We start from the raw sequence: 16,773 nt of genomic DNA, 5'->3' as shown, positions 1-16,773 counted from the left end.
TCCGAATGCGCCGCAATCGCTGGGATACATGCCGGATCAGGAATGTATTCCTCATCAGGCATATATTTGGCTTACTCGTCCCTACTTTATCCGCAGTAGGCTGCCCGCGGACTTCATGTTAAGCGCTAGGAACGCCGTGGTGGCTTTGTATAGATCGCACAGAGTTCCAGGAAGCGGGTGTTTGCCTCCGCCTCCCCGATACTGACCCGCACGCCCTCGTCCTTAAAGGCACGCACAGAGAGTGCCCGATCCCCCGCCAGGGCAGCAAATTCCGCACTGTCGGAGCCCAGGCTTAGCCAGACAAAGTTTCCCTGCGCCTCCGGAACAAACCAGCCAAGCTCACGGAGCCCAGCCGTGACGCGGTCCCGCTCATCCACCAGGCTTTGTACCCTTTCCACAACTTCGTCGAAATGCCGCAGCGAGGTCACGGCGGCGATTTCTGCGATCTGGGACACCGCGAACGGGGTCGCCGTGACGCGCAGGTGCTGGCTAAGACCGGGGTTGGACACGCTGTACCCCACCCTCAGCCCGGCGAGGCCGTGGGCCTTGGAGAAGGTCCGCAACACCACAACGTTCGGGTACTTGCGGTACATCTCAAGGCCGTCAACGGCGTCGGCGTCGCGAACGAACTCCTGGTAGGCCTCATCAATGACCACCACGATGTCAGAGGGCACGGTACGGATGAAGCGCTCGGTTTCGGCGGTGGCGAGGATAGGCCCGGTGGGATTGTTGGGCGTGCACAGCAGAATCATGCGGGTACGGGCCGTCACCGCGGCCGCCATGGCGTCCAGATCGTGCCGGCCGTCGGCGGTCAGCGGGATCCGGACGCTCTCGGCGCCGGCGACTCCGACGCAGATCGGGTACGCCTCGAACGAGCGCCAGGCGTAAATGACCTCGTCCGGCTTGCCGTCATCGTTCTGGCCGGCGAACGTGGCAAGCAGCTGGTTCAGGGCCCCCAGGCTTCCGGCACCGGTGACGATGTCCTCGGCGGGAACGTCCAGGAACCCGGCGAGCACGGTCCGCAGCTTGCTGCTCAGCGGATCCGGGTAGCGGTTGAAATCGGTCTGCGCCGCGATCGCCTGCTGCACCGCAGGGATCGGGGGCAGTGGGTTTTCATTTGACGAAAGCTTGTAACTGACCAGGCCCTCAACGGGGACGGGCGGTTTGCCGGCCGCATAGCGGGGAAGAAGGTCGACCACCGGGCGGGGCCTGATGCCCCCGGCCGGGTTTTCTGATGAAGTCATGCCATCTAGCCTACTTCGCGGCCCTGCCGGGAGTGCCGGGGATATGACAGCATGGGGCCATGCGCTCATTCATCGTTCGAGTCATCATCAATGGGCTGGCCCTGGCGATAGCGTGCTGGATCCTCCCCGGGCTGGATATCTCCACGCAGGGCAGCAGTACAGCCAGCATCATCCTGGGCTACCTGTTCATCGGCCTGGTCTTTGGCCTTGTCAATGCCTTCGTCAAGCCCATCGTGAGCCTGTTGTCGCTGCCAATCACCATCCTCACCCTGGGCCTTTTCACGGTTGTCGTCAACGCGGCAATGCTCTACGTGACGTCCTGGATCAGCAGCTACACGATCGTGCAATTCACCATCGACGCCTTCTTCTGGACTGCGGTACTCGCCGCCCTCATCATCAGCGGGGTCTCGCTCGTGGCAAGCTGGCTGCCCGGCACCGCCAGGCGCTAGCGGTCAATTTCGCAGGTTCGTTGGGGGTTGGACGGAGCCAGGACCTTTTCGCGGCGGGTAACCGGGGGACATGCCCATTCCTCGCGCCCGGGCCTGGCCATAACGGCACGATGTCCATCCGCTGGCCCCGGCGCGGGGCATGTCCCTGAGGCCGGCCACCGCGCCCGGACCCCCAACGAACCAACGGAAATTCCCACGCCAGATGCACCCGACCGGCGGGCGTTACGCCGCCGGCCGCTGGGTGCGGTCCGACGGTTTTCCGCCCGGATCCTGCATCTGGCCCTGAACCGGGCCCTGCCGCGGCCCCGGTGCCATCAGAGCTCCCCGCGGCGACGGCGTGGCATCGCGCCGCAGTGAGAACCGCGTGACCGTCGCTGCGCCGCCGGCCCCCACAACGGCGGCGAGGGCGGCGGTGGAGCCCTGCAGCGACGAATCCCGGCTCGCCGAAACTGCACGGGCGCCGTCAGCATACTGCGCCATCTGGTGGCCCGGGCCTATGCCGGGTTCCAGCCACTCCCGGACGGCGATCGGATTCTCCAGCGTGACGGTCACTCGGTCCTTGGTGTCAGGATTTGGCTGCCCGTCCGTCCCGGGCACCCAGTCGTCCGCATGTTCCAGGTGCAGGCTACTGACCCCTGGCACGGGCTCGATTCCTCCCACCGGCGAACCGGCCGTGAGCACAAACCTCACATCGTATTCGGCCAAGAACGCCTTGTCCTGGCTGAGGTTCATGGCATGGATGCCGCCCTGGCTGTAGCCGACGGCGGCCACCGGGTCGCCCGCCGCCGCACCGGCCTCTGCCAGGGCCTGACGAATGGCAGCGGCCGTCTCCGCCGAGTCGTAGCCGAGGCCCTCTGCAATGCCGGCGGCGTCGAAGGGGTTTGCGCCTGCCGGAAGTTCGCCCTGCGTTCCCGGGATGACCACCACCCATGCGCGCTGGCTTCCCTCCCCCAGCTGCAGGACCTCGATGTCTCCGCGGGTGCGGCCAAGTGCCTCGGCCCGCAGCAGCAGACCGGCGGGCGAGACATCCACCTCCTCCGTGCGGGTTTCCCTGCTGTAGACACGGACCGGACGGGGCTGGAGAAACTCCAGGCCGGGCGCCGCCGCCAGCCCGCGGACTACGCCCCGGACGCCTCCTGCGCCGATGACGGCACCGGCTGCCCCGGCCAAGGCGGCGGGCACGCCCAGCAGCAGCGCCAGCTTCTCGGGTGCCCGTGAAACCTCATCCTCCACCACGTCGCGGAGTGCGATGGGAGGTAGTCCGAAAAGCCCCCACACCGGCCCGTACCCCAGGCCTGACTTGCCGATCTGCAGAAGCAGGCTGTTCCGGGCCTCGGCGAACTCGTACTCCCGGTGGCTGGCCCTGACCTCGCGGCAGAGCCGCTCCAGCTCGGCCCGGACACGCCCCACGGCCTGGGCCCCCTCGCCGACGGCGATGATCGCCTTGCTGCCGCTGGCGTAGGAATCGGGCTGGTAGGGGAACAGGGCCCGGCGCACCGCGTCCGCCTCGATTTCCACGGCGGCCAGCTCCTTCGCCACCGCGTCCAGGGCCGCAGCCCCGGCGAGCAGCTCCTCGAACTGGAAACTGAGCCCGCCCACCCCGCCTCGGATCCGGAGCATTCCATCGACCGGCGGCACGGGAACGGGCGCTCCCCCGGAGCCGGCCGGCGTCGCCTCCGCCATCAGAAACCCGGCCGACCGGAGGACAGCACCACATTCTGGGCGTGCCGAAGCACCACGGCCACGGCATCCTGCAGGGTATTCCGGCCCCGGCGGAGCGAAGCGGCGTGCAGGGAGAGTGTGATCCGGTAGGCTCTTCCGGCCGGCGACTGCCAGGTTTGCAGCTCCAGCCGCGCCAATTGGGAGAGCACGGCGTCAGCCTGGTCGGCGCACCTGGCAACGCGGGCCGCCAATTGCCGGACCTCGTAGCTGCGCGAGACGCAGGCCGCGGCATCGGAGGCAGCTGCAGAGGCTGAAGCCAGGCTGCCGGCCATCGAGCCGGTCACTGAGCCGCCCATCCCCGTCGTCATGACCCCACGCTAGAGAGCCGGCAGGCCGCGCAAAAGCTCCGCTGGCAGCTATGTGGACAACCGGGGCGGACAGCCCCCCGGACCGCTGCAGGTCACACGCAACAACGCGCTGAAGGCGCGGCGTGACTTCGTGAAAGAATCGGGACATGCCTGAAACTGCCGCCACAGCTGAAACCCGCACGCCGTCCGGACGCCTGGCCCTCGCCGCGTCGTCACCCCAGCTCGCGCTCGGCCCGCTGGACGGCCGCTACCAGTCCGCCGTCGCCCCGCTGGTGGACTACCTCTCCGAGGCCGCCCTCAACCGCGACCGCGTGGCCGTGGAAGTCGAATGGCTCATCCACCTGACCGGCAACAACGTCCTGCCCGGTGCCGGACCGCTGACCGCCCAGCAGCAGGAAAAGCTGCGCGCCATCGTCACCGACTTCGACGTCGGCTCGGTCACCGAACTTGCCGACATCGAAGCCGTCACGGTGCACGACGTCAAGGCCGTCGAGTACTACATCGGCCGCCGCCTGGCCGGCCTCGGCATCGAACGCCTCACCCCCATGGTGCACTTTGGCTGCACCTCGGAGGACATCAACAACCTCTCCTACGCCCTCGGCATCAAGGGCGCCGTCGAGGACGTGTGGCTGCCTGCCGCCCGCAAGCTCGTCACACAGATCGGCGCCATGGCCGACGCCCATCGTGCCGTGCCGATGCTCTCGCGCACGCACGGCCAGCCGGCCACCCCCACCACCCTGGGCAAGGAACTTGCCGTGATGGCACACCGGCTGACCCGCCAGCTGGACCGCATCGCCCGGACCGAATACCTCGGCAAGATCAACGGCGCCACCGGCACTTACGCCGCGCACGTGGCCTCCGTCCCCGGGGCCGACTGGCAGCACGTCGCCAAGGGCTTCGTGGAGGGCCTCGGCCTGGCCTGGAACCCGCTGACCACGCAGATCGAAAGCCATGACTGGCAGGCGGAGCTGTACGCCGACGTCGCGCGGTTCAACCGGATCCTGCACAACGTCTGCACTGACGTCTGGAGCTACATCTCGATCGGCTACTTCGTGCAGATCCCGGTGGCAGGCGCCACGGGATCCTCCACCATGCCGCACAAGGTCAACCCGATCCGCTTCGAGAACGCCGAGGCCAACCTGGAGATCTCCTCCGGCCTGCTGGACGTACTGGGCTCCACCCTGGTCACCTCCCGCTGGCAGCGGGACCTCACCGACTCCTCCTCGCAGCGCAACATCGGTGTGGCGTTCGGCCACTCGCTGCTCGCCATCTCCAACGTGGCCAAGGGTCTGGACCGCCTCACCGTCGCCGGGAGCATGCTGGCCGCGGACCTGGACACCAACTGGGAAGTCCTGGGCGAGGCCATCCAGATGGTCATGCGGGCCGAGGCGATCGCCGGCGTCGAGGGCATGGACAACCCGTACGAGCGGCTCAAGGACCTGACCCGCGGACAGCGGGTGGACGCCGCACGGATGCAGGAATTCGTCCGGGGCCTGGGCCTTTCCGCGGAGGCCGAGGCCCGGCTGCTGGCGCTCACCCCCGGCAAATACACCGGCATCGCGGACAAGTTGGTGGACCACCTCGCATGAGGCTCCTGCTCATCCGCCACGGCCAGACGCCCGGAAACGTGCTGGGCCAGTTGGATACCGCCCATCCGGGGCCGGGCCTTACCGCGCTCGGCACGCGGCAGGCCGCCGCCCTGGCCCGGTCGCTGGCGAATGAGCCGATTGACCTTCTTTACGCGTCCACGCTGATCCGCACCCAGATCACGGCGGCTCCCCTGGCCACCGTCCGGGGGCTCGACGTCGAGGTGCTGGAAGGGCTGCGGGAGATCGAAGCCGGGGCGCTGGAGAAGGCCACCGACCAGGAATCGCACCTGCGCTACCTTGGCACCGTATTCGGGTGGGCCGAGGGCGAGCTGGACCGGCGGATGCCGGCAGGACCCAGCGGGCACGACTTCTTCGGACGCTACGATGCCTCGATTACCCGGATTGCCGAGGCCGCAGCGGCCGGCAGCACGGGCGGCCCGGTGACCGTGGCCGTGGTCAGCCACGGGGCTGCCATCCGCGTCTGGGCAGGACTTCGGGCCGCCAACCGGGAACCCGGTTTCGCCGCCCGGCACGTGCTGGCAAATACCGGCATCGTGGCGCTGGACGGGGATCCCGACGCCGGCTGGCGGCTCATCCACTGGGACGGAAGTCCCGTGGGCGGCCCGGCTCTGACGGATCCGACGGCGGCAGACCCCGCCGGCCGCACGCCGTAGAGGCGGATCCCGCCGGCCGCACGGCATAGGTGCCGCACGCCGCGGCGGCCGGCTGCCACAGCTGTCAATGAGTTCTCCGAAGCCTTACGCGCAGGAAACACGGACGAAACCGGCGCTGCCTAGCCTTGAGGAGCACAACCCTTCGGCGAAGCGAGGCAGCTATGCAGACCAACCCGCGGCTCAACATACGGCAGGTCACGTGGGCCAACCCCGTGGGCGCGGATCTGCGCGCGGCCCAGCAGGCGGAACTTGATTCCCGCTTCGGCAGCAGCGACCACGAACCCGGACCGCCGCCGTCGGAAGCTGACACCGCCGTGTTCCTCGTCGCGCACGACAAGGCGTCCGGCCAGCCCGTGGGCTGCGGCGGCCTGCGGATCCTGGACGGGCACACCGCCGAGATCAAGCGGCTCTACGTGCTGCCCTACACCCGCGGCTCCGGCGTGGCCAGCTCCATCCTGGCGGCACTGGAGGCGCATGCCCATTCCCTGGACATCACCAGAATCACCGCAGAGGCCGGCTCCGCCCAGCCGGACGGCAGGCACTTCTACGAGAGCGCGGGCTTCCTGCCGGTGCCCAGCTTCGGGCCCTACGTCGGGGTGGAGCACTCGTTCTGCTACGCCAAGGCAATCGACTCGCACAGCGCCGCCCACACCGCCATGGCGTGAGGACCAACGCCGCCACTCGTCACACAGCACCCGGCGCACCGTCGTCGGCTAATCTCGCACTATGGAACCGGCAGACTGGCAAATACGGTTTGATGGTACGGGCAGTCCGGTCAGGTGGTACTGCTCCTTTCGGCCAGGTGGTACTGGTGGGGTCGGTCTGGTTGGCTCTTGAGAAGTTGGCGGCACATTCGGTGCTGCCGCTTTTTGTTGAGAGGACTTTTCATGGCGGACTACAGCGCGATCATGGCCTTGGTGTTGGAGCACCGAAGTTACAGTGAGATTGTCGGCATGGTGGGATGTTCACGCCGGGATGTCTCCTTGGTGAAGAAGACCATCGCCGCCCGCGGCATCACGGTGGTGCAGGCGGCGGCGTATGGCCGGGACGAGTTGACGGAGTTGTTTCCTGATGGCAGGAAGAATGTCTCGACCGGTTTTTCCTAGCCGGACTTCGCCCACATCGTGAAGTCGATGAAGTGGAACAGGCACTACACGTTGCAGCAGGGGTGGCACCGGTATGTCCAGGTAGCGGTCCCGGCGGGGAAGAAATATGGGTATACGCAGTTCTGCCAGTTGTTCAACGACTACGCCGCCGTTCATGAGGTGGTGGCAACCTTGCATCACGTCCCGGGCAGGGTCATGTTGGTGGACTGGGCCGGTGACACCTTGCCGGTCAGTGACGCGGTGACCGGTGAGATCACCAAGGCGTACCTTTTCGTCGCGGTGTTGCCGTACTCGGGCATGGTGTTTTGCCGGGCCTTTACCGACATGAAGCAGGAGGCGTGGAACAGCGCCCACGTTCAGGCCTTCGAGTCCTATGGCAGTGTCACCCCGATCGTGGTGCCCGATAATGCTGCGACCGCAACGAACCGGCACAGCAAGGGTGATAGCACCCGGGTCATCAATGCTAAGTATCAGCAATTGGCTGATCACTACGCCACGGCGATTGTGCCGGCCAGATCGAATCGGCCCCGCGACAAGGCGGCTGCAGAGTCAGCGGTCAACGTGGTCAACAAGCGCGTCATCGGGTATCTGAGCGAGGAGCTGTGGACGACACTGGCGGAGTTGAATACGGCCATTGATGAACGCGTCGCAGAGATCAACGGCCAGATACGGCGCGTGGACGGCTCGACCAGGAACGAACAATTCAGCCAGGAGGAAGCGCACCTGCTGCAGCCGTTGCCGCCGGAGCAGTTCGGGTCGGTGCAATGGAAGCAGCTAAAAGCCGCCCGGAATTATCACGTCTGCACAGTAAATACTTGCCCTACAGAGAATCGGCTGATTCGTATTGGTCAGCAGCCGCCAATATAATATGCAAAGTTGAGGCCGCCCAAGTTCGGATTTGCATAGAGGCGGGTTTCTCCAGGGGTCACGCACAGGTCGCGTTCGGCGTAGTAGTACTGGACTCTGATCTTGACGTTACCTGGACCGCAGTGGTTATAGATCGCTTCTTCCCAGGGCGGTATGTTGCCGCCGATGTTCGACGTGACAACACCCTGAAAACCGCACACGGCTGCAGATGCCGGCGCGGCGGTGACTACCAGTCCGGAGACTACCAGCGCCGCCCCAGTCGTTATTGCGGCGCAAACGCGCTTGAAACCGTTTAGCTGACTCATTGGACCTGCCCCTTAGCAGAGGCCGACGTAGTAGGCGCCAGTGATCCTGTCGCCCTGGTTCACGAATCCGAGCCAGCTGTCACCCGGGGGTACGCATGCGTAACGGTTGCCATTGGGTGATTCGGTGACGATCCTAACGTTTGTGGGACCGCAGTGACCGTAGACAGACACGACTTTCTGGCCGCCAAAGGGGTCTAGGGTCTGACCAAGCAAGTCCAGACTGAGGATGGAACTGTAGGTGCGGATTTCTTGCGAGTAACCACATACCGAAGCCTTCGCCTCTTCCGGCCCCACTAGTGAAGTTCCAACGATGCCACCGGCAACTAGAAGCCCTGTGGACAGAATTCTGACAATCTTTCGAGCTTTCATGTTATTTTTCCCCATGTTATTTACAAACCCTGTCAAGTTGGGTTCGTTCAATACGATAGAATAAATTCATGGCTACTGCAACTAGATCGCCGATGATGCGCCAGGTCCGCAAGCAGAAGGTACTAGGGCTGGCGTTTTGCGTGTCGATGGCGGGCCTCTTGGCTTCGATCTTCCTTACCGGCCGGAACCCGCTTTTTCCTGGGATGTCTGGTCCGCTGCTGGTGCTGTTCTTCTTCCTGGCCGCAGCAGGCAGCGTCATCGGGCTTGCCGCTATCAGATTGCGGCGAACAGCGAAGGAAATCTCAGACAGGGATACCTGAGAGGACTTCGCTCCTGCGGAAGTGACATGCGGCTACGTGGAGGATCAGCTTACGGGCAGCTCGGCTCAGAATCTCGGCGGCGGTTAGGCTGTGGATATGACTGCATGGAGCCGCTACTTATTCGGGGCGTCGATCGTTCTCGGGGTGGGCACGGTGATGCTCGCTGAGAAGCTGCCGGAATGGTGGGGGCCAGCTTCGATCCTCGTCATGGTCCTGGCTGCCGCGTCGATCAGCGCCTCACCCGCGCCGCGCCCCAGATTCGGTGTCATTGCGTGCGCGGCATCCCCCACAAGCACCACGCCGTCCCGGGCGTAGCGCGCCAGCAGCGGTGCTGTCCAGATGCGCTGTACCAGCGTCCCGCCCGGCGTCGCCGCCATGAGGACGCGGCCTAGTCCGGCGAACTCGCCGGAATACCGCTCGCGGGTGGCTTCCAGGGCCACGGCGACGTCGATTCCGCTCGGTCCCAGCTCGGACCGGTAGGAGGCGTACCAGTACGTCCTGCCACGGGCTGCGGGGGTGATGCCGAACAGCTGGCCGCGGCCCCAATATTCACCGCCGGTGCCCGGGGGGACGGGCGCATCGATGATGCCGCGCAGGGCAAGGTACGGGCTGAGTCTTGCCCCGGAGCGTTCTCCCCAGACGGCCCGGCGGACCATGCTGTGTACGCCGTCGGCGCCGACCACCAGGGCAGCAGAGGGCAGTGATCCCACGGGCCCGCAGGCACCAACGACAGAGTCGGGGACGGCTGCCTCCAGCAGGCGCAGAAGATCAGCGCGTGCAACTCCGATCAGGCCAGGCGCCCGGGCCCGCAGAACTACTTTTCCGGATCCGTCCCGGAGTGCCATACCGCCAAGACCGGAGCCGGCCGCGCGGATCGCCGGAAGAATTCCCACCGCATCAAGTGCCCGCTGCGCCCCGGGCCACATGACCAGGGACGTCTCCACTGACGGCGGCTCCCGCCGCCGCTCGTGGACGGTCACCAGGAAGCGCGTGGGGTCAAGGCTCGCGGCAAGAGCCAGCCCCGCGATGCCGCCGCCGACGATGGAGATCGCTCGCATTGACTGATTCTACGACCGGCTCTGCGACGGCGGCAGCCGGACCGGGCACGGCCCGGGCACCGGGCACCGGGCACCGGCCCAGGCTGCCACCCGATGTTCACAGCCGGTTAAGGCCATGGGTGCCAGCCGTTCCGCCGGGCCGGCCAGACTCAAGTGTTGAGCGTCGGCATTTGCCTCAAATCGATAGCCATAACCGTTGATTCCGGCGTTCACCCCTAATAGGTTGGCCGGACAAATGCCCCTCCGGCCCCGTTCAGAAATGAGTCCCACCCGTGCGCAGATTGAAAACCCTGGCTGCCGCTGTTGCCGCCGCCACCCTGCTTGCCGGCTGCGGAGCGGGCGCCGCAGCCCCTGCGGCCTCCGGACCGGCCGCCGGACCCGCCGCCGTCGCACCCTCAGGGCCACCGTCCGGTGAGAGCCTCATCGTCTACACGAACTCCAACGGTGAAGGCCGCGGCGAGTGGCTGACGAAGAAAGCGGCCGAAGCAGGCTTCAAGATCGAAGTCGTCGGGGCCGGCGGCGCGGACGCCACCAACAAGCTCATTGCCGAAAAGAACAACCCGATCGCGGACGTCGCGTTCGGGCTGAACAACATGTACTTCGAGCAGATCAAAGCCGCCGGTGCAATTGAGCCGTTCACGCCGTCCTGGTCCGGTGAAGTGGACACCGCCAAGGGCGACAAGTCCGACAGCAAGGCTTACTGGCCGCTGGTCCAGCAGGCGATCCTCCTCGGCTACGACTCCGCGAAGTTCAGCAAGGACCAGGCACCCAAGGACTGGACCGATCTGTGGACCCAGGACAAATTCAAGTCCCGCTATGAGCGCGTCACCGGCGTCGGCACCGCCACCGCGCAGCTGGTCTTCGCCGGCATCCTGACCCGGTATAAGGACGACGGCGGCGATCTGGGCATCTCCGACGAAGGCTGGAAGCAGATCGAAGGGTACTTCCGGAACGGAACCCCGGCCGTCGCCAAAACCGACCTCTTCGCCCGCATCGCCTCGGGCGACACGGACATGGGTCAGATGCCTTCCTCGATCATTGTCGAACGTGAAAAGTCGTTCAAGGTCAATGTGGAAACCGTGATGCCGTCCGTAGGTGTGCCGCTGGCCATCGAGCAGGTCGCCCTGGTTAAGGGAACGGATAAAAAAGACGAGGCCCTCAAGTTCATCAACTGGTTCGGCAGCGCGCCGACCCAGGGTGACTGGGCCCAGCAGTTCAACTCGATGCCGGTCAACAAGGCCGCCGTGGCCAAGGCCAAGCCTGAGGTCGTGGAGTTCTTCGGCACGCTCAAGCAGCAGGACATCGACTGGAACTTCGTCCAGGAGAACATGGGCGCCTGGGTTGAAAAGATCGAACTGGAATACATGAGCTGAGCTGATCCGGGGTCGCAGCCGGGCAACGCTGCCGGCTGTGACCCCGGATCCGGTTCACCACCAGCCGCCGACTGCCGCCAGACAAGACAGGTTCCCATGATCCGTTTCGAGAACATCGAGGTCACTTTCGGTGACTTCACCGCCATCCCCCAGCTGAACCTGGACGTGAAGCAGGGCGAGTTCTTCACGCTCCTCGGTCCCTCCGGCTGCGGAAAGACGACGGCGTTGCGCACCCTGGCGGGGTTCATTGAGCCCTCCGCCGGCGAGGTCTACGTCGAGGGCAAGGCCGTTACCCGGCTCCCGAGCGACAAACGCCATGTCGGCATGGTCTTCCAGAACTATGCCCTGTTCCCCGGCATGAGCGTGTGGGAGAACATCGCGTTCGGGCTGCGGGTCCGGAAGGAGAAGCCGGCCGAGGCCGACCGGCTGGTCCGCGACATCGCCAGGCGTGTTGACCTCTCCGAAGAACAGCTGGGCAAGAACGTGGCGGAGCTGTCCGGCGGGCAGCAGCAGCGCGTCGCCGTCGCCCGGGCGCTGGTACTGCAGCCCAAGATCCTGCTGCTGGACGAGCCGCTCTCCAATCTGGACGCCAAGCTCCGCCACCAGCTTCGGCAGCAGCTCAAAGACCTCCAAAGCGAATTCGGCATCACCACCGTCTACGTCACCCATGACCAGGACGAGGCGCTGGCGATGAGTGACCGGGTAGCGGTCTTCAACAAGGGAGTGGTGGAACAGATTGGCACTCCACAAAGCATCTACGACCAGTCCGCTACCGAATTCGTCTGTAATTTCATCGGGGACAGCTCCCGCCTCACACCCGAGTTCGTCGCGGAACTGAACCGGCAGTCGAGTCAACCCCTCGATCCCGCGGCCAACTCCTACTTGCGGGTGGAAAAAGCGTCCCTCGAGCCCTCCGGCGGGGATGCCCCGGCCGTCCCCGTGGCGGGAACCGTGGTCTCGAAGACCTATCACGGGCAGCACAGCCGATATGTTGTCCGCTGCCACGGCTCCGATATCCGGCTGCTGGTCAAGGAAGACGGCGGTGCCCAGCCGGACACAGGCAGCCAGACCACGGTGTACGTCCAGCCGTCCCGCGTTCTTCAGTACCACCCGGAAACCGGCGCCGCCCTCGGGAGCCGGCCACAGGAAGCGGTCCGCCTGTGAGTAACGGAGGCAGCGCAAATGGGGCAAGCACGCGGAGCATGCTCCGCTCGCCAGCCGTGCTGGTCGCCGGGGTGGTGCTGACCTGGTTCATCGCCGCTTTTCTGGTCTGGCCCAATGCGAACGTGCTGATCCAGACGTTCTTTCCGGACGGGAGCTTCTCCGGGCGCGCGGCCGAAAAGCTCTTCTCCTCCCAGCGGGCGATGAAATCACTGGGGAACAGCTTCCTGCTGGCCATCGCGCTGTCCATCACCGTCAACGTGGTGGGCGTCTTCATTGTGTTGGTCACCCAGTACTTCAAGATCCGCGGCTCCAGGATACTGTTCCTCGGCTACGCCACGACCTTCATCTATGGCGGTATTGTGCTGGCGGCCGGGTACAAGTTCATTTACGGGGACAAGGGGATTGTCACCGGCTTCCTGCTGGGGATGTTTCCCGGCATGGAGCCCGGCTGGTTCTCCGGTTTCCTTGCCGTTCTGGCCGTGATGACGTTCGCCACGACCACCAACCACATGCTGTTCGTCACCAATGCCCTCAAAGGCGTGGACTACCAGACCATCGAAGCGGCCAGAAACATGGGGGCCTCCACCTGGACCATCCTGCGGCGGATCGTCCTGCCGGTACTCAAACCCACCCTCTTTGCCGTGACCGTCCTGTCCTTCCTGACCGGCCTGGGCGCGCTGTCCGCGCCGCAGGTCCTCGGCGGGCGGGACTTCCAAACCATCACGCCGATGATCCTCACCTTCGCCAACAGCCCGACGTCGAGGGACCTCGCCGCGCTGTTGGCCGTGATCCTCGGCGTGGCCACCATGCTGATGCTGGCGTTCATGACGCGGCTGGAAAAGGGGGGAACCTACTTCTCGGTGTCGAAGGTCTCCTCCGGGCTCCAGAAGCAGCAGATCCAGAACCCCGTGGCGAACGTGGCGGTCCACGCCGTCGCGTACCTGCTGTTCGCTGTTTACACACTCCCCGTGGTCCTGATCGCGCTCTACTCGTTTGCCGACGGCGCCGCGATCCAGACCGGACAGCTGTCCCCCGGCAGCCTCACCTTAGAGAACTACATCCGGGTGCTTACCCAGCCATCGGGCCTGCGCCCTTTTATCATCAGCATCGTCTACAGCGGGCTGGCCGCCGTAATCGCCGTCGGCGGCCTGCTGTTTGTGGCCCGGCTCCTGCAGAAGTACCGCAACTGGGTCACCAGCGTCTTCGAGTACCTGCTCCACATCCCGTGGATCCTTCCCTCGGCATTGCTCGCCCTGGGCCTGATTCTCAGCTACGACCATCCGAATCCGCTGGTCGGCGGCGCAGTGCTGACCGGTACCACGGTCATCCTGCTCATCGCGTTCGTGACCGTGAAGATCCCTTTCACCCTGCGGATGCTCAAGGCCTCCTTCGCATCGGTCAACACCTCGCTCGAAGAAGCCGCCAGCCTCATGGGCGCCGGGACCCTGTACGTGTTCCGCCGGATCCTGCTGCCGATCGTACTGCCGGCGGCCACGGCCATCACGGCGCTCAACTTCAACAGCATGCTGGACGACTACGACACCGCGGTATTCCTCGCCCACCCGCTGTTCCAGCCTCTGGGCCTGGTCATCAAGGCGAACACGGACGGCGCCGACGGCGTGGACGGGGTTTCAAACACGTTCGTGTATACGGTGCTGCTGATGGTCATCACCGGAGTGACGATGTATCTGGTCTACGGCAGGGCGGGCCGGAAGCCGGCCAAGTCGCCCAGGACCGGAGCGGCCGGCAAGGACGGCACGACGCCGGCACGGGTGGAAGCCGCATTGGACGAACACGTCCCCATCCCCTGACGGCGGACGAGTTCATTGGCCTCCTCCGGTGCGGGCGTGGTCATCGCCGTCCGCCGACGGCCCGCGCCCGGAGTTACAGGACCCGGCGCTACAGGGCCCGGGTGAGGCTGCGGCGCAGCAGCCGGGCGCCTACCAGGAGCAGGAACGCCGCCATCAGGGCCAGCACCCCCAACTGGGGAAGGATGTCAGCCAGGGTCCCTTCGTGGCGCTGGATGTCGGCGAGGGCGTCATAGGCCCAGCGGTGCGGGGTGGCGTAGGAGACGGAGCGGAGCGCCGCCGGGAAGAACTCGGGCGGGACCATGGAGCCGCCCAGCCCGCCCAGCACCAGACCGCCGCCGACCCCGATTCCGGCGGCGGCGGCGTCGTTGTCCATCACCGAGCCGACCACCATCGCGGCGGCGGCCGAGACGGCGCAGAAGAGCGTCAGGACGAGGGCGGACAGCCAGAGGTTGCCCCACGCAACGCCGAAGAGCACTGCTGTGCCGATCATGATGTAGGCGCCCTGGACCAGGGCAATGGCGAACCGTCCCAGCGCCTGCCCCGCCACGGTCTGCCCGCTGGAAACGGGTGCGGCCATGACCCGGCCCACCACACCGAACCGCCGGGCCTGGATCAGCGTTGCCGCGCCGGTGAGCGAGCTGAGGAACACAAACAGCAGCAGCTGCTGCGAGGCGCCCAGATCGAACCGGCCCAGGCCCCGGAACTCCTGCGAAATCTCGTTGGTGTCCGTGATCTCCACCGTCGGCACCACGGCCAGCTGCCTGGCACGGTCCAGGGCGTCCTTCGCCTGGCCGGCCGGGATTCCGGCGCCGGTCAGGGCCGCGAGCTGGCCCTGTTCCATGCTCACGGCCTGCACGGCGGTGCGTACCTCCTGCATGACGGCCTGCGCGGACGGCTGGGAGGCCATCACGACGGCGAGCCCGGCCGGCCGGCCGGCGTCGAAGTCCGCCGCAGCGGCGCCGTCGATGAACAGCCCCACGTCGGTGCGTCCGCGGCTGAGCTCCGCCCGGACGGTGTCCGCATCGGCGAAGATGACCTCGGTGCCGGAGGCAGCCAGCTTGGCGGCCAGGGCGTGCGGGAGCGCGCCGCCCGGGCCGGAGATGCCCACGCGGGCCTGGCCGCTGCCGGCGCCGAACTGCGAGCCAAGCAGCAGGATCAGGACAAGAGGAAAGATGAACACAAAAAAGATGTTGGATTTGTCGCGCAGGAACCGTCGCAGTTCGACGCCGGCGATCGCCAGGATGGCGCTCATGCCTGCGCTCCCCGGTCCGGCAGGACGCGGGAGAGGAGGGTCCCGGCCACCGCGAAAACCAGCATCACTCCTATCGGCGCCACGACGTCGGCGAGGTTGCCGCCGCCGGCCGAGATGCCGAGGCCGCGGATGAACGCCCCGATGGGGTTCAGGTCAAGGAGCGTCGCGGCGAAGCCGGTGCCCTGGACCGGGAAGAACGCGCCGCCGGCGATGCCGAGCACCATCGCCAGGATGGATTGGGCCACGTTGGCCTGCTCCGCCGTCCGGACCAGGCGCGCGACGATGAACGTCAGGCTGGTCGCTGCCGCTACGACGCTGAGAATCAGGGCGGCCACCACCAGCGGGGAGCCGAAGGAGACGCCGAAAAGCACGGAACCGGCGGTGAGCAGCACCGTGGTGGCCACGACGCCGAGGACGAAGCCGGTGCAGGCCTTGGCCGTGACCACGGTACCGGCGCTGATCGGCATCGACCGCAGGCGGGCCAGGGTCCCCTGTTCGCGCTCCGCCAGCAGCCCCAGTACGCCGAACCCGACCGTGAACATCAGGAACAGCCCGGCCTGGCCGGCCACCAGGGTGCCGCGGAGCGAGAGCTGCCCGGCGGCCGCCTGCCCTTCGGCCAGCGTGATCAGCGGCGCGCCGGCCGCCGCCCGTTGGGCCAGGGCCGCGAGCTCCTGCGGCGGAAGCCCTGAGATGCCGGCGGCGGATGCCGTGACTGTTCCGGCAGCGAACTGGTCCACTACGCCCTGGACCACGGAAATGAGCACGCTCGTCTCCAGACTGGCGCCGTTGCCTTCGACGAGCCTTACGGCCGCCGGCTGCCCGGACAGCACGGCGGCGCTGAAGCCGTCTGGGACGATGATGCCGAGGTCAGCCCCGCTGGACTGGGTCTCGCTGCGGACCTCGGTGGCGGGCACCCTTTTGACCGTGACGTCCATGGTCTCGAGCGAATCGACGGCGCCTAGCAGCGCGGCCCCCAGCTGGTCGGCGTCGTCCGCGCTGGCGACGACGGTGGCCGGCTGAAGGCCCGCTGTGTCATCGCCGAGTCCGCCGAAGAGGAGGCTCAGCACGCCCATCAGGGCGAGCGGGACGACGAGGGAGAAGATGATGACGGATTTGTCCCGGATGCGCTGGCGCACATCACTTGCCACCATGGTCCACAGCC

General features: G+C 66.3%; 18 protein-coding genes. 10 read left to right on the top strand and 8 right to left on the bottom strand.

Annotation, left to right across the window (positions count from 1 at the left end; genetic code table 11):
• Positions 1-125 precede the first annotated feature (125 nt).
• Positions 126-1,244, bottom strand: a complete 1,119-nt coding sequence (locus AC50X6_RS05800; RefSeq protein ID WP_494965301.1) for a histidinol-phosphate transaminase — start codon at positions 1,242-1,244, stop codon at positions 126-128.
• 59 nt (positions 1,245-1,303) lie between these two features.
• Here AC50X6_RS05800 and AC50X6_RS05795 point away from each other — a divergent pair, with 59 nt between their 5' ends.
• Positions 1,304-1,693, top strand: a complete 390-nt coding sequence (locus tag AC50X6_RS05795) for a phage holin family protein (protein WP_494965300.1) — start codon at positions 1,304-1,306, stop codon at positions 1,691-1,693.
• 222 nt (positions 1,694-1,915) lie between these two features.
• Here the strand turns inward: AC50X6_RS05795 and AC50X6_RS05790 are convergent, their stop codons facing one another.
• Together AC50X6_RS05790 and AC50X6_RS05785 are read right to left on the bottom strand one after the other, a co-directional pair.
• The gene (locus AC50X6_RS05790; protein ID WP_494965299.1) at positions 1,916-3,376 is read right to left on the bottom strand and encodes a hypothetical protein; all 1,461 of its coding nucleotides are present in this window, start codon (positions 3,374-3,376) and stop codon (positions 1,916-1,918) included.
• Entirely contained in the window at positions 3,376-3,723 is a 348-nt protein-coding gene (locus AC50X6_RS05785; RefSeq protein WP_494965298.1) for a hypothetical protein, read from the bottom strand. The genes AC50X6_RS05790 and AC50X6_RS05785 overlap by 1 nt, the downstream gene beginning before the upstream one ends.
• A 146-nt stretch (positions 3,724-3,869) precedes the next feature.
• Between AC50X6_RS05785 and purB the strand changes: the two genes are divergently transcribed.
• The 5 genes from purB (at position 3,870) to istA (ending at position 7,959) form a co-directional block, all read left to right on the top strand.
• Positions 3,870-5,312 carry an adenylosuccinate lyase gene (purB, locus tag AC50X6_RS05780; protein WP_494965297.1) on the top strand — a complete coding sequence of 481 codons (1,443 nt, stop codon included), beginning with the start codon at positions 3,870-3,872 and terminating at the stop codon, positions 5,310-5,312.
• Positions 5,309-5,986, top strand: coding sequence for a histidine phosphatase family protein (locus AC50X6_RS05775; RefSeq protein WP_494965296.1), 678 nt, complete (start codon positions 5,309-5,311; stop codon positions 5,984-5,986). The genes purB and AC50X6_RS05775 overlap by 4 nt, the downstream gene beginning before the upstream one ends.
• 161 nt (positions 5,987-6,147) lie before the next feature.
• Complete coding sequence (locus AC50X6_RS05770) at positions 6,148-6,651, top strand: GNAT family N-acetyltransferase (RefSeq protein ID WP_326967135.1); 504 nt, start codon at positions 6,148-6,150, stop codon at positions 6,649-6,651.
• Between the two features lie 222 nt (positions 6,652-6,873).
• Positions 6,874-7,092: a hypothetical protein gene (locus tag AC50X6_RS05765; protein WP_494965295.1), complete on the top strand. Its 219-nt coding sequence runs from the start codon at positions 6,874-6,876 to the stop codon at positions 7,090-7,092.
• Positions 7,093-7,119: 27 nt separating this feature from the next.
• Complete coding sequence (gene istA, locus AC50X6_RS05760) at positions 7,120-7,959, top strand: IS21 family transposase (RefSeq protein WP_494965294.1); 840 nt, start codon at positions 7,120-7,122, stop codon at positions 7,957-7,959.
• Here the strand turns inward: istA and AC50X6_RS05755 are convergent.
• Together AC50X6_RS05755 and AC50X6_RS05750 are read right to left on the bottom strand one after the other, a co-directional pair.
• Positions 7,941-8,264, bottom strand: coding sequence for a DUF6355 family natural product biosynthesis protein (locus AC50X6_RS05755; RefSeq protein ID WP_326968600.1), 324 nt, complete (start codon positions 8,262-8,264; stop codon positions 7,941-7,943). The two genes, istA and AC50X6_RS05755, sit on opposite strands and share 19 nt — an antisense overlap.
• Positions 8,265-8,276: 12 nt before the next feature.
• Positions 8,277-8,684 carry a DUF6355 family natural product biosynthesis protein gene (locus tag AC50X6_RS05750; RefSeq protein ID WP_494965293.1) on the bottom strand — a complete coding sequence of 136 codons (408 nt, stop codon included), beginning with the start codon at positions 8,682-8,684 and terminating at the stop codon, positions 8,277-8,279.
• Between the two features lie 17 nt (positions 8,685-8,701).
• On the opposite strand from AC50X6_RS05750, the gene AC50X6_RS05745 reads away from it, so the two are divergent.
• On the top strand, positions 8,702-8,953 hold the full coding sequence (locus tag AC50X6_RS05745; RefSeq protein WP_326968598.1) for a hypothetical protein: 252 nt from the start codon (positions 8,702-8,704) through the stop codon (positions 8,951-8,953).
• 113 nt (positions 8,954-9,066) lie between these two features.
• Here the strand turns inward: AC50X6_RS05745 and AC50X6_RS05740 are convergent, their stop codons facing one another.
• Entirely contained in the window at positions 9,067-10,011 is a 945-nt protein-coding gene (locus AC50X6_RS05740; protein WP_494965292.1) for an FAD-dependent monooxygenase, read from the bottom strand.
• 272 nt (positions 10,012-10,283) lie between these two features.
• Between AC50X6_RS05740 and AC50X6_RS05735 the strand changes: the two genes are divergently transcribed.
• The 3 genes from AC50X6_RS05735 (at position 10,284) to AC50X6_RS05725 (ending at position 14,359) form a co-directional block, all read left to right on the top strand.
• Positions 10,284-11,384 (top strand): extracellular solute-binding protein, encoded by a 1,101-nt coding sequence (locus tag AC50X6_RS05735; protein WP_494965291.1) that lies wholly within the window; start codon positions 10,284-10,286, stop codon positions 11,382-11,384.
• A 96-nt stretch (positions 11,385-11,480) separates the two neighbouring features.
• Complete coding sequence (locus tag AC50X6_RS05730; RefSeq protein WP_494965290.1) at positions 11,481-12,548, top strand: ABC transporter ATP-binding protein; 1,068 nt, start codon at positions 11,481-11,483, stop codon at positions 12,546-12,548.
• 38 nt (positions 12,549-12,586) lie between these two features.
• Positions 12,587-14,359: an ABC transporter permease gene (locus AC50X6_RS05725; RefSeq protein WP_494965289.1), complete on the top strand. Its 1,773-nt coding sequence runs from the start codon at positions 12,587-12,589 to the stop codon at positions 14,357-14,359.
• Between the two features lie 88 nt (positions 14,360-14,447).
• On the opposite strand, the gene AC50X6_RS05720 is transcribed toward AC50X6_RS05725, so the two are convergent.
• Positions 14,448-15,611, bottom strand: a complete 1,164-nt coding sequence (locus tag AC50X6_RS05720; protein ID WP_494965288.1) for an ABC transporter permease — start codon at positions 15,609-15,611, stop codon at positions 14,448-14,450.
• Positions 15,608-16,762 (bottom strand): ABC transporter permease, encoded by a 1,155-nt coding sequence (locus AC50X6_RS05715; protein WP_494965287.1) that lies wholly within the window; start codon positions 16,760-16,762, stop codon positions 15,608-15,610. The genes AC50X6_RS05720 and AC50X6_RS05715 overlap by 4 nt, the downstream gene beginning before the upstream one ends.
• Between the last annotated feature and the right edge of the window lie 11 nt (positions 16,763-16,773).

It is taken from the genome of Pseudarthrobacter sp. HLT1-7, assembly GCF_059383435.1.
The sequence above is the reverse complement of the archived record's forward strand: the minus strand, read 5'-3'. Positions and strand labels throughout refer to the sequence as shown.